At 66.0% G+C, this 12,633-nt stretch carries 13 protein-coding genes; 3 read left to right on the top strand and 10 right to left on the bottom strand.

Annotated features, from left to right (window positions below):
- Positions 1-28 precede the first annotated feature (28 nt).
- The 9 genes from PF049_11850 to tsaD form a co-directional block, all read right to left on the bottom strand.
- A complete protein-coding gene (locus PF049_11850; protein ID WBY16273.1) occupies positions 29-1,225 on the bottom strand; it encodes an acyl-CoA dehydrogenase in 1,197 nt (398 codons plus the stop codon).
- Between the two features lie 119 nt (positions 1,226-1,344).
- Positions 1,345-1,701, bottom strand: coding sequence for a response regulator (locus tag PF049_11845; protein ID WBY16272.1), 357 nt, complete (start codon positions 1,699-1,701; stop codon positions 1,345-1,347).
- 57 nt (positions 1,702-1,758) lie between these two features.
- A complete protein-coding gene (locus PF049_11840) occupies positions 1,759-2,373 on the bottom strand; it encodes a hypothetical protein (GenBank protein WBY16271.1) in 615 nt (204 codons plus the stop codon).
- On the bottom strand, positions 2,370-2,519 hold the full coding sequence (locus tag PF049_11835; protein ID WBY16270.1) for a hypothetical protein: 150 nt from the start codon (positions 2,517-2,519) through the stop codon (positions 2,370-2,372). The genes PF049_11840 and PF049_11835 overlap by 4 nt, the downstream gene beginning before the upstream one ends.
- A 10-nt stretch (positions 2,520-2,529) precedes the next feature.
- Positions 2,530-3,270 (bottom strand): OmpA family protein, encoded by a 741-nt coding sequence (locus PF049_11830; GenBank protein ID WBY16269.1) that lies wholly within the window; start codon positions 3,268-3,270, stop codon positions 2,530-2,532.
- Positions 3,271-3,352: 82 nt separating this feature from the next.
- Positions 3,353-5,083: a VWA domain-containing protein gene (locus PF049_11825; GenBank protein WBY16268.1), complete on the bottom strand. Its 1,731-nt coding sequence runs from the start codon at positions 5,081-5,083 to the stop codon at positions 3,353-3,355.
- A gap of 91 nt (positions 5,084-5,174) precedes the next feature.
- On the bottom strand, positions 5,175-6,656 hold the full coding sequence (locus PF049_11820) for a lipopolysaccharide biosynthesis protein (protein WBY17919.1): 1,482 nt from the start codon (positions 6,654-6,656) through the stop codon (positions 5,175-5,177).
- A 35-nt stretch (positions 6,657-6,691) separates the two neighbouring features.
- A complete protein-coding gene (locus PF049_11815; protein ID WBY16267.1) occupies positions 6,692-7,702 on the bottom strand; it encodes an NAD(P)-dependent glycerol-3-phosphate dehydrogenase in 1,011 nt (336 codons plus the stop codon).
- Entirely contained in the window at positions 7,699-8,733 is a 1,035-nt protein-coding gene (gene tsaD, locus PF049_11810; GenBank protein WBY16266.1) for a tRNA (adenosine(37)-N6)-threonylcarbamoyltransferase complex transferase subunit TsaD, read from the bottom strand. The genes PF049_11815 and tsaD overlap by 4 nt, the downstream gene beginning before the upstream one ends.
- 47 nt (positions 8,734-8,780) lie before the next feature.
- Between tsaD and hemC the strand changes: the two genes are divergently transcribed.
- The 3 genes from hemC to PF049_11795 are packed head-to-tail and all read left to right on the top strand — an operon-like array spanning position 8,781 to position 11,373.
- Positions 8,781-9,719 (top strand): hydroxymethylbilane synthase, encoded by a 939-nt coding sequence (hemC, locus tag PF049_11805; protein ID WBY16265.1) that lies wholly within the window; start codon positions 8,781-8,783, stop codon positions 9,717-9,719.
- Positions 9,716-10,399: a uroporphyrinogen-III synthase gene (locus PF049_11800; GenBank protein ID WBY16264.1), complete on the top strand. Its 684-nt coding sequence runs from the start codon at positions 9,716-9,718 to the stop codon at positions 10,397-10,399. Before hemC ends, PF049_11800 begins: the two co-directional genes overlap by 4 nt.
- 56 nt (positions 10,400-10,455) lie before the next feature.
- A complete protein-coding gene (locus PF049_11795) occupies positions 10,456-11,373 on the top strand; it encodes a hypothetical protein (GenBank protein ID WBY16263.1) in 918 nt (305 codons plus the stop codon).
- A gap of 18 nt (positions 11,374-11,391) precedes the next feature.
- Here PF049_11795 and PF049_11790 read toward each other — a convergent pair whose 3' ends face one another.
- The gene (locus PF049_11790) at positions 11,392-12,618 is read right to left on the bottom strand and encodes an FAD-dependent monooxygenase (protein WBY16262.1); all 1,227 of its coding nucleotides are present in this window, start codon (positions 12,616-12,618) and stop codon (positions 11,392-11,394) included.
- Positions 12,619-12,633: the final 15 nt, after the last annotated feature.

The following is a 12,633-nucleotide window of genomic DNA, read 5'->3' as shown; positions in this document are numbered from 1 at the left end:
CGGGCAGGCTGCGCGTTCCAGACGTATGTCAGAACGCGGCCAGCCCCGTGATGGCCCGGCCCAGGATCAGCGCATGGACATCATGCGTGCCCTCGTAGGTGTTGACCGTTTCGAGGTTCACCATGTGGCGGATGACCTGGTATTCCTCGGAAATCCCGTTGCCGCCATGCATGTCGCGCGACTTGCGGGCGATATCCAGAGCCTTGCCGACATTGTTGCGCTTGACGATCGAGATCATCTCGGGCGCGAACTGCCCCTCGTCCATCAGGCGCCCGACACGCAGGCTGGCCTGCAGGCCCATGGAAATGTAGGTCATCATGTCGGCCAGCTTGAGTTGGTAAAGCTGCTTGGATGCCAGCGGCACGCCGAATTGCTTGCGATCGAGGCCGTACTGGCGCGCCGCGTGATAACAGAACTCCGCAGCGCCCATTGCGCCCCAACTGATGCCGTAGCGGGCGCGGTTGAGGCAGCTGAACGGACCTTTCAGACCCTGAACCTCGGGCAGCAGCGCATCGGCGGGCAGTTTCACCTCGTCCATCACGATCATGCCGGTGGTGCTGGCACGCAGGCTGAGCTTGCCCTCGATCTTGGGCGCGGAAAGCCCTTCCATTCCCTTTTCGAGGATGAAGCCGCGAATGCCGTCGCCATGCGCCTCACTCTTGGCCCAGACGACGAAGACGTCGGCGAAGGGGGAGTTGGAAATCCACGTCTTTGCGCCCGACAGGACATATCCGTCCCCGTCCTTCTTGGCATAGGTCCGCATGCCGCCCGGATCGGACCCTGCATCGGGTTCCGTCAGGCCGAAACAGCCGATCAGTTCGCCCGACGCCAGGCCGGGCAGGTACTTGCGGCGCTGTTCTTCCGATCCGAAGGCGTGGATCGGGAACATGACGAGGCTGGACTGGACACTGGCCATGGAGCGATAGCCGCTGTCGACCCGCTCGATCTCGCGCGCGATCAGGCCGTACGACACGTAACTCGCACCCGCGCCACCATACTCTTCCGGCACGGTCGCGCCCAGCAGGCCCGCCTGCCCGAACAGGGGGAAAAGTTCGGGCGCGTCGATCTCGTCGCGGTAGGCATCGGTCACACGCGGTTGCAGCGTATCCTGCGCAAAGCCGTGAGCCGCCTCGCGGATCATGCGCTCGTCTTCCGTCAGCTGATCGTCGAGGCGGAAGGGGTCGTCCCACGTGAAAGGGGCCATTCCGGAATTTGCGCCTGCCATTGTCTCTCCTTCGCTAGGCACCGGTCATTGCCCCTTGCGAACCGTCTTCGCAAGACGTGTCTAGGTCTGCATCGGCAAGGGCCGGTTTTCCCGGCGCCAAACTGCGCCGGATATTGGGCTCAGCGCGAAAGAGCCTGCTTCACTTCCGACAGGATTTGCGCCGGTGCAGTCGGCTTCGACAGGGTTCGCGACCTGGGGAATCTACGGCTTACGTCGTCACCGGAATAGTGACCCGAATGGAAGATCACAGGGACGTCTTCGGCCATCATTTTCTCGGCCAGCGGGAAGACCACGCCGTCGCCCAGTTGCACATCCAGTATCGCAAGGTCGGGCTTGTTCTTCTGGTAGGCCAGCATGGCGGACGATACCGCCTCGAACGGACCGTCCACGTCGTAACCGGCTTCGGCCACGGTTTCGCACAGGTCGAAACCGATGATGCGTTCATCCTCGGCGACCAGTATCGTCGGCTTTTCCATAGTTATTCTCCCACCTGACGCAATCAACGGGGTGGGAGAGCTTCGGTTCCCGTTATTTTATAACTTGCCGAATTCGCTCTCATATCCGGATGTGTCCCCGGTAGCGAGGAAGCGCGCCTGGGTGCGCCAGTCGTCCCGGCGGATGCGGCCCTGGAAGCGCCCGAGTTCGGCGTCGATCCGATCGACCTCGGTATCGTCCCACGCGGCGATCTGCGCGAAGCTGGTGACGCCCAGCTCGTTGAGGAGCGCGGCGAGCTTCGGCCCCACGCCCTTGATCCGTTTCAGATCGTCGGCGGTCCCGGAGGGGGCGGGTCCGGTCGTTTCCGCCGGTGCGGACGCGGGTGCGATTGCCGGGGCCGGATCGGAATCTACGGCGGGGTCGGAAGGCTCGTCGCTGGCAAGGGTTTCCTCCTGCACGGCAGGAGCTTCCGGCTCGGCAGAAACTGCTGCGCCCTTCGCGGCCACGGTAGCCCCGCCGACGGCTCCTGCGGCAACCGGCGGTGCATCAATCAATGCCTGGTTGCGCCGGGCAGGTGCTCCGTCTTCCGGGGTATCGGTACCGCGCGCGATGGTCGTCTTGCGGTTGCTGCGGAATAGCAGCCAGGCGACGATCAGTCCGATCAACAGCGCGGCGAGGAGAATGGGCCAGTTGGCCTGGGCAAGTTGCATCATGACACGGGTCCTTCTGCAGAAGTTTGTTCGGTTTCGTCAGCGTCCGGCGAAAGGGATGCCGAGCGTCCCCATAACATCCAGCCGATGCCGAGACCGATGACATAGGCCGCGAGCGACAGGGCGACGAGTTCGAACCAGATGGGCACGGCGTTCCTCCTACCTCGCGCTTGGTGTGTCGACGGGGGTGGGGATGAGGGGAACTTTCGCGATAACGGAAAATTCGATCCGCCTGTTTGCCGGGTCGGCCGGGTCCAGTCCTTCGACCGGCACGCTTGCGCCGACGCCGCGCGCCCTCAACCCGTCTTGCGGGATGCCGCGCGCGACGAGTTCGCGCCGGACCGTATCGGCACGGTCCCGCGACAGGGCGAGATTGGCCGCTTCATCGCCCGAGCTGTCGGTATGGCCCGTAATGGCGATGATGCTGCCAAGGCACGGGCGAAGCGCTGCAGCCACTTCGTCGAGCAGTTCGTCATTGCCGAAATCCATGTCCGCGCTGGATTCCTCGAACCTGAGCGTGCGGGCATTCAGCAGCGCTGCGACATCGTCCTGGCAATGCATCGAAGTGAAGGTAGCCTCGCCGCTTTCCGCCAGCATGGTGCCATCGCTCCAGTGGACGCCGCCGACGCCGGGGATGGCGGCAATGGCACCGGCCAGATCGGCGCGCGTTCCCTCGTCCAGTTCGGCGGTCGGCGTCAGGAGGGCATGGCGACTGGGCCAGCCATCGGCGGTCGCGAAGCTGACCTGCGCCTCGCGCGCGCCGGACCGGGCGACGACGTCCTGTGCCTGTCGTGCAAGCTCGTCCGCCAGTTCGCCTGCCGTGCGCGTGCTCCACAGAATGGCGAGCGCAGCCACGATGATGGCTCCGGCAAAGATCAGGAGGGAGGAACGCGCGGGCATATCCCGCCCCCTTAAGGCGGCGCGGCGATGGTGAAAAGGGGCCGGTCCAAGTGAACCAGCCCCCTATTCCCGAATTTGCTGCCTATTCCTGCGATGCCCCGGCGAGGCCGACCAGCTTGATGAATTCCTGCCGGTAGAAATCGTCCTGCCGTCCGGCCAGCCGTTCGACATTGCGCCAGCTGTAATCGGCCAGCATCGGATCGCCCCGCAATTTCTGGCCGAACGCGCCCACCGCGGTGGCGAAGGCGAAATCGCCCGTGGGCATGGACGAGGTGGCAAGCGCGCTGGCCGGCAGGACCTGCTCTATCAGGGTCGATGTGTCGCCGTCCGGCTGCTTGTAACGAAGCTTCACATACGCCGCTTCGTTGGCTGCGCCGGTGGCTGCCGCCGGAAGCGGATCGTCGTAGCGGCGGGCCGGAACCCATCCATCGGACCCTGCCGGAACCACTTCGTACAGTGCGGTGACCTGGTGCCCCGCGCCGATATCGCCGGCATCGACGGCATCGTTGTCGAAGTCTTCCTCGCGCAGGATGCGGTTCTCGTAGCCGATCAGCCGGTACTGGCTGATGACGGCCGGATTGAACTCGACCTGCACTTTCACGTCCTTGGCGATGGTGAAGATGGTCGCGCCCATCTCTTCGCCCAGGACCTTCTTCGCTTCCAGCGCGCTGTCGATGTAGCTGTAATTGCCGTTCCCGTTATCGGCGACCTGCTCCATCATCGCGTCGTTGATGTTGCCGCGCCCGAAGCCGAGGACGCTGAGCGTGGTTCCGCTTTCGCGCTTGCGCTCGATCATCTCGACCAGCGCTTCGCGGCTCGACAGGCCGACATTGAAGTCCCCATCCGTCGCCAGGATAACGCGGTTGACGCCGCCTTCGATCCGGTTCGCCTCGGCAATGCGATAGGCGAGTTCGATCCCTGCACCGCCAGCGGTAGAGCCGCCGGCCTGGAGATCGTCCATCGCGCTACGGATCGCGACGGGATCGTTGGTCGGTTCCAGCACCAGCCCCGCGGCGCCTGCATAGACCACGATCGATACGCGGTCCTGCTCCTGCAACTGGTTTGCCAGCTGGCGCATTGCGGTCTTCACCAGCGGCAGCTTGTCCGGGCTGCCCATTGACCCCGAGACATCGAGTAGGAAGACAAGATTGGCCGGCGGGCGGTCCTGCTTCGGCATTTCATATCCGGCAAGCCCGATGCGCACGATGCGCGTCTGCGAGTTCCACGGGCTTTGCGCCACATCGAGGTTCACGCTGAAGGGCTGGTCCACCCGGTCCGGGGTGTCGTAATCGTAGCGGAAATAGTTGATCAGTTCCTCGGTCCGCACGGCGGCCTTGGGCGGCGTCTGCCCATCGGTCAGGAAGCGCCGCGTATTGGCGTAGCTGGCGGTATCGACATCGACGGAGAAGGTGCTGACAGGTTCGCTGCGGGCGATTTTGACCGGCGAGACTTCCTCGCCCTCATATTGCTCGCGCCCCGGATCGGCAGGCACGACGACGGGCGGCACGTAACGGTATTTCTGCGATCCGGCGACAGTGGACGTCTGCGGTCCGCTGCCTACGGCCTCCGACGCGATAGCGCCCGATACCGGGGAGGACGCAACGGCCATACTGACGGGCGGCGGTGTTAACGGTGGCGGGGGAGGCGGCGGCGGGGGAGGGGGCGGCGGAGGCGCGGTTCGAACAGCCGCGTCGTTCGAAACACGCGACCCGGTGACGACGATCTGCTCATCGCCGACATTGTCCTGCGTCGTGGCGCAGGCGGCTAGCGTTCCTGCCAAGGCGGTGGCGGTAACGAAACGGACGGTCCGCATATGATTATCTCCCCGGATGTCGGGCGCGCGGTGGCGCCCATCACCGCAAGGCTCGGCAAAAAGCCGTGAATGGCGACTGAATGCCCCGTAGCTACGACGAAGCGGTCGCGTCTCCTGCCGGTTCCGTGTCCCTGCTCCTGCTGAAAAGCACCCGGTCGTCCGGTCCGAAGCCGCGGTGCCAGATGACGAAGCCATACACGCCTAGGATGGCAGGAATGCCGACCAGCAGTTCGAGCCATTCCGGCAGGAAGGTCGCGCCATAGCCGACCAGCACGGCAGGCGTCGTCGCCCAGACCAGCGCCCAGCGCCAGTTTACGACGGGCGCACCCAGCAGCTTCGAGAGAAGCAGGGCCTTAACCAGCGATGCCAGGGCCAGGGACACCATCAGTGCTCCGGCTGCGCCTGCAGCCATGAAACCGTTTGGCAGGGCGGATCGCTCGATAAAGGTCAGGACCACCACCGTCAGCGCGGCCTGCACGGCAATCGTGCCGATGGAAATCCAGAGATTGCGGACCCGGGCGATGTACACCAGCGCAGCCTCCGAAACCACGGCGGCAGAGGCGACGACCTCGGCCAGCAGGAGGAGGCCCAGCGCCCCCGTACCGCCGACGAAATTCGGCCCCAGCAGACCCATCACGGCTTCGCCCGGTATGCCCAGCGCCAGCGCGATTCCGGCCTGTGCCGCAATGATCCAGAAACCGACCTGCCGAACCTGCCGGGCTATGGCGCCATATTTCCGGGTCTTCAGATTGCGGGTGATGACGGGGCCCAGGATGGGCTCGAAACTCGTCTTCAGCTTTTGCGGCAGGCTCGCGACCTGCTGCGCTGCATAGTAGATGCCCACCGCTGCGGGCGCGGCGAAGAAACCCAAGATGAAAATGTCCACCCGGCGCGTGCCCCATTCGATCGCGTCGGCGGTCGCCAATGGCAGGGCGCGGCCGGTAATGCCGAAGATGCGGCGCGGGTTGGGGCGCCAGTCCATCGGCAGGCCGTAATCGCGCATGAAGGGCCAGAGTGCTGCAAAAAGCCCGGCATAGATCGAGGCGATATAGGCCAGAGCCAGTCCCGCATCGGGCTTCCAGAAATAGAACGCGCCTGCCGCGATGGAGATCGTCCAGGGCTCCACGATGGCCCGCGCATTGACCGTCGCCTTGATGTCGTAGCGATAGGCCTGGGCCGCCAGCAGGACCTCGGTCAGCGCGTAAGCCGGGATGGCAACGACCAGCAGGGGGTCGAGCGGGCTGTTCATGCCGTTGGGAAACATGGGCGCAGGCACGAACCACAGGAAGGTCGCCGCCAGCAGCGAGAAGACCAGCGCCAGCGCCAGTCCGTCGAATACTAGGTGGGTCTCCTGCCCTGTCTCGCCATCGGAAAGCCGCTGCGCCAGGCCGCGCTTCTCGCCCATGGAACAGACCAGGGCGAGAAGTTCGATCACGACCAGGGCGCTGGCAAACCGGCCAAGTGCATCGACACCGTAAAGGCGCCCGGCGATGAAGAGGAAGGGAATGCGCGCCGCAAGGCGCAGCAGGAACCCCAGGACATTGGTACGCCCACCCTTCGCAAGCGCCTGCATGTCGCCTGCGCCGCCGTCATGGTCTGCCTTGGTGCTCACCCGGCCGCTTTCGCGCCGTCCTGTTCGGAGCGCAGCGGGCGGGCAAGGAGGTCGCCGACGACTTGCCGCGCCGGATCACCTTCCAGCAAGCGGACTACGGCATCGACGATCGGCATGGCGATGCCGCGCTTGTTTGCCAGTTCCGCCAGGACCGGGGCGGTGTGCGCCCCTTCGGCGACGGTGCGCCGGTCGTTCATCAGATCGGCCGCCGACTGGCCCTCGCCAAGCGCCTTGCCGAGAGAGAAATTGCGGCTGGAGGTCGAGGAGCAGGTGAGGACAAGATCGCCCAGACCGCACAGGCCCGCCAGCGTTTCCGCCCGCGCGCCCAGCGCCTCCCCGAACCGCAGCATCTCGGCATAGCCGCGTGCGATAAGCGCTGCGCGGGCGTTCTGGCCCAGCTCCAGCCCGTCGACCACGCCGCAAGCGATTGCGAGCACGTTCTTCACCGAACCACCGATTTCAGCGCCTGCGACATCGTCGGAGAAATAGGGCCGGAAAGATGGCCGTGCGATGACTGGCGCAAGGCGGTCCCATTGCTCCCGCCCGTCGGCGCAGGCCAGGGTCACGGCGGTGGGCAGGCCGGCGGCAACCTCGTGCGCGAAGGTAGGGCCGCTCATGATGGCAATCGCGCTGGCGGGACATGCCGCCGCCGCGACATCGTTCATCAGCCGCCCCGTACCCCGCTCGATCCCCTTGCTGCAAAGGACGAGGTCGCGCGGGCTTGCCGCAAGCTCGCCCAGAGTGGAGCCCAGATGCTGCGCCGGCGTGACCACGAAAACTGCATCGAGGGACGCCAGTTCGGCAAGGTCGCCGGTCGCACGGATGGATGGGGCCAGCTTTGCCGAGGGCAGGAAGACATCGTTCCGGTGTTCGGCATTGATGCCTTCGACCACTTCCGGTTCGCGCGCCCAGAGCAGGACGCTGCGCCCGTCGCTCGCCAGCATCTGCGCGATGGCCGTGCCCCAGGCACCTGCTCCGATGACGCCTGCCCTTGCCGGTTCGCTCATGCCTTCACTCCTGCTCCGCGCACCGGCTCCGCCTTCGGATCGAGCGGCCAGCGCGGCCGGGCCCTGAAGTCGAGCGGGTCGGATTGCTGCAGGGGCAGCCGCTCGCAGCCCGCCCAGGCGATCATCGCGGCATTATCGGTGCACAGGGCCATCGGCGGCGCTGTAAAGGCCATGTCGCGCCCGGCAGCGAAATCCTCCAGCGCTGCGCGCATCGTCATGTTGGCAGCGACCCCGCCCGCAACGACCAGCGAGGGGAGATCGCCGTGCCCCGACAAGGCTGTTTCCAGCCGGTCGATCACGCAATCGACCGCCGCCTGCTGGAAAGAGGCCGCGATATCGGCATCGGCATATTGTCCGCTCTCATGTGCGCGCAGGACAGCGCTTTTCAGGCCGGCGAAACTGAAATGGGGTTCGGCAGAGCCGAGCAAGGGCCGGGGGAGGGGAACGGCCGATGCATCCCCCTGCAGCGCCAGCCGCTCCACCGCCGGGCCGCCGGGATAGCCAAGACCCATGATCTTGGCCGACTTGTCGAAAGCCTCGCCCAGCGCATCGTCGATGGTCGTCGCCAGCCTGCGATATTCACCGACCCCGTCGACCCGCAATATCTGGCAGTGTCCGCCCGAAACCAGAAGCAGCGCATACGGAAATTGGAGGTTCTCATCGGCCAATCGGGGGCTGAGCGCGTGGCCCTCGAGATGGTTGATTGCCATCAGCGGCTTGCCGGAAGCCATGGCCAGCGCTTTCCCGCTGACGAGGCCGACCATGACCCCGCCGATCAGCCCCGGGCCCGCTGTCGCGGCAATCGCGTCGCAATCGTCCAGCGTCATGCCTGCATCGTCCAGGACTGCAGCGATCATCGGCGCGAGCCGGTCTGCATGGGCGCGGGCCGCGATTTCGGGGACCACGCCGCCATAAGGCGCGTGTTCTTCGTCCTGCGACGCTATGCGCTGGGCAAGGATGCGCCGGTCGCTGTCCACCAGCGCCGCTGCCGTTTCATCGCAGCTCGATTCAAGACCCAGTACCACGCCCATCTTGGCTTCCCCTTAGCCGATGCCGACGCTAGGGCAAGCCGCGCACCATGACAGTCGCTTCCCAGAACACACCCGAACTTCGTCTCGGCACTCGCCGTTCCCCGCTTGCCATGGCGCAGGCGGAAGAGACGCGCGATCGCCTTTGTGCAGCGCATGGATGGCCGCAATCGGCCGTCGAACTGGTGCCGGTCGTTGCCAGTGGCGATAGGATACAGGACCGTCCTCTGGCCGAGATTGGCGGCAAGGCGCTGTGGACGCGGGAACTCGATGCATGGCTTGCGGAAGGCCGGATCGATGTCGCGGTGCATTCCATGAAGGATGTCGAGACGCTGCGCCCGGACAGCCTGACCATCGCTGCCATCCTTCCCCGCGCGGACAAGCGCGACGTGCTGGTGGGCGCCGCGTCGCTTGCCGACCTTGCGCCCGGTGCGAAGGTCGGCACGTCCGCCCCGAGACGCGCGGCACAGGCGCTTCATGCAAGACCGGATATCGAAGTCGTGATGTTCCGCGGCAATGTCGCGACACGGCTGGGCAAGCTGGAAGCGGGAGAGGCGGATGCGACGTTCCTCGCCAAGGCAGGGCTGGACCGCTTGGGCGAGGACGCAGGCATTACCCTTGCGGTGGACGCCTGGCTGCCCGCACCTGCGCAAGGGGCGATTGGGCTGGAATGCCGGACGGACGATTCCCGAACCCGGCAGGTGCTTGCCGCCATCGACGACAAGCCAAGCCATGCCGAGGTGCTGGCGGAGCGCGCGGTGCTGGAGGGGCTCGGCGGTACGTGTCAAAGCCCGATCGCCATGCTCTCTACCTGCCGCGGCACGATGATCGACCTGCGCTGCGCCCTTTACAGTCCGGATGGCCGGGACCGGGTCGAGGGCGAGGCCACGATGTCCGTGGGCGACCTGACAGGCGCGAAAGCTCTCGCGGCGGACCTGCTTTCGCGGGCGCCCGCCTCCATCCGGTCCGTCTTCGAGGCGGCCCGGTGAGCAGGCCGCTGGTCGTCCTGCGGCCCGAGCCCGGGCTGACATCGACGCTCGTCGCCGCGTTCGGCCTCGGGCTCAAGGCAACCGGAATGCCGCTTTGCACCGTGTCGGCAGCCGCGTGGAAGGTGCCTGCCGAGCAGTTCGACGGCATTCTGCTCGGCAGCGCGAATGCCATCCGCCATGCCGGCGCGGAACTGGAAAAGATCACGCACCTGCCGGTCCTTTGCGTCGGGGAGGCGACCGCGCGGCTGGCCCGTGATGCCGGCATGAACGTGGAGCGCACGGGTTCGGGCGGCCTGCAATCGGTTCTCGACCAGATCGACGGCGAAACGCGCCATTTGCTGCGGCTCGCCGGGGAAACCCATCTGGCGTTGAAGGTGCCCGCCTCGGTCACGGTGGACACCTGCATCACCTATCGCACACACTATCATTCCCTTTCCGACCGGCAGGTTTCACTGCTGCGCGATGGGGCCACGGTGCTGCTCCATTCGGGGGAAATGGCCGAACATTTCGCCCGCCAGTGCGACGCAGCGGCGCTGGACCGCGCTGCGTTCGATTGCATTGCGATGGCGCCTCGCATCGCTGAGCGGGCCGGGGCGGGCTGGCGGTCCATGACCGTGGCGCAGCATCCGGACGACGCGTCCCTCTTGGCAGCCGCGCGGGAATTGTGCGACAAGCCGTAAACAGGGATCGCATTGGTGGCGCGGCCGGTTTCGGCCGCCGCGTCTGACTGGAACGTATGAACGACTTTTCATCCAGACGCCGCTCACGCGGCGCGGCACGCTCCGTTCTGGCAGCGGTGCTCATGGTCGCGCTGATTGCGGCGGCCGTTTTCGGCTATCTCGCATGGCGAGAGGCATTCGCCGATACCTCGCCCGTCGATGCCACCATTGACGAGGCGAACGATGTCCTCGCCCGCATAGAAGGCGAGGTGCCCCCGGAAGAGTCGCCTGCGCCGGCACAGACCGCCGCTGCGGTGGAGACGGTGGAGCGCGCCACGCAGGCAGTGGCCCGGGTTACGGAGCAGCAGGGCGGCATAGACCAGCGGCTTGCCGCGGCGGAGCAGCGTCTCGCGCGCCTCGATGTCCAGGCGCAGGCGGCAGCCGGCAATGCGGCGCGGGCGGAAGGCCTGCTAATCGCTCTGGCGACCCGCCGGACGGTGGAGAAGGGGGCGGAACTCGGCTTCCTTGCGGACCAGCTGCGCCTGAGGTTCGGCGATGCGAAGCCGAACGCCGTGCGGACCATCACCTCCGTATCGCGCGACCCGGTGACGCTCGACCGCCTGATTGCCCGGCTTGAGGGTCTGGGACCTGACCTGCAGCAAAGCAGCGAAGCGCCCAGCCTCGATACGATCCGCCGCGAGCTTGGCAGCCTGTTCGTTATCCGCAGGGAAAGCGCACCATCGCCGCAGCCCCTGCGCCGGATGGAACGTGCGCGGCTGTTCCTTGAAAGTGGCCGGTATGAATCCGCTATCGAGGAGGTGCAGAACATGCCGGGCGCCGACAATGCGGAAGGCTGGATCGCCGACGTGCGCCGCTATGCCGCGGTCCAGCGCGCGCTTGATCTGATCGAGACGTCCGCTATTCTTGAGCCGCAATTGCTGCGCGATGGCACCGGAAACCGCATCGGCGGCTCTCTCGAACCGGCCAATCCCTGAGGACGGCAGCGATTTCGCTCAGGCTTTGAGCAAGCTCGGGCGGTCGCCGGTGATCCCGCGCGCCTCGTCCATGAACCAGCTCTTGAGTGCCGGAACCCGCTGGACGCCCGCCATGCCGAGGCGCCGTACGGCGGAGGCCGCCTTGCCCGGTACCCCGAACAGTCGCGTCAGCCCGTCGGTCGCCAGCGCCACGGTGAAGGCATCAAGCCCGCGCCAGTTTTCATAGCGCTCCAGCATCTGGGCATCGCCGGGCTCCAGTCCGAGACGCCGGCCTTCCTCCAACACTTCGACCAGCGCGCCGACATCGCGCAGGCCGAGGTTCAGGCCCTGTCCGGCAATCGGGTGGATGCCATGGGCGCTGTCGCCGATCAGGGCCAGCCGGTGATCCGTGATGCGGGCCGTGTGATGGAAGCCGAGCGGGTAGGAACTGCGCGTCCCGACTTCACTGATCGTGCCGAAAATGCCGCCCATCTTTCGGGCAGCCTCTGTCAGGAATGCGCGATCGCCGAGTGCCAGCATCCCGGCCGCATCCGCCTCGTCCACGGTCCAGACGAGCGCGCTGCGATGGCGTCCCCGCTCGTCATCCAGCAGCGGGAGCAGAGCAAACGGGCCGTCGGGGTAGAAGATTTCCCAGGCGACGTTGCCGTGCGGCTTCTCGTGGATCAGGCCTGCGATGATGGCGCGGTGATCGTATTGCCACTTGGCCACGGAAATGCCGGCCTCGTCACGGGTGGGGGAGCCGCGGCCTTCTGCTGCGATCATCAGGCTGCCCTTCAAGATTTCTCCGCTTGCCAACCTGGCCGAGCATCCGAATTCCCCGCGCGTGCGCTCTGCGACTTCGGCGCCGCTGTGCCACGTTATCAGCGGTTCCTTCCGCGCGGCGTCGAACAATGTCAGGCGCAGCGTCCGGTTGGCAAACATGCGGCCAAGAGAGCTTTCATGCGCTTCGGGCTGGAAATCGATGCGTCCGGGCTTCATCTGGTCCGATACGGCAATACTGTCGATCGGGCTGCCAAGCGGCTCCAAAGTATCGGCCAGGCCGATCTTCGAGAACAGGTTCCAGCTGGCTGTGGAGATGGCCGTTGCGCGCCCGTCGAACCCTTCTGCGGTCAGGTCCTCGGGCTGCGCACGGTCGATCACGTGGCTGCTGAAACCGCGGCTCGCGGCGGCGAGGGCCAGAGTCATGCCGACCAGTCCGCCGCCGAGGATCAGCAGGTCGCGGGTTTCGCCATCGGATGCATTCATGTTCCGTGTCCCATC

It is taken from the genome of Erythrobacteraceae bacterium WH01K (genome assembly GCA_027941995.1).
In the GTDB taxonomy this organism is placed as follows: domain Bacteria; phylum Pseudomonadota; class Alphaproteobacteria; order Sphingomonadales; family Sphingomonadaceae; genus CAJXSN01.
Note: the sequence above shows the minus strand (reverse complement) of the source record. Positions and strands in the feature narration are given on the sequence as shown.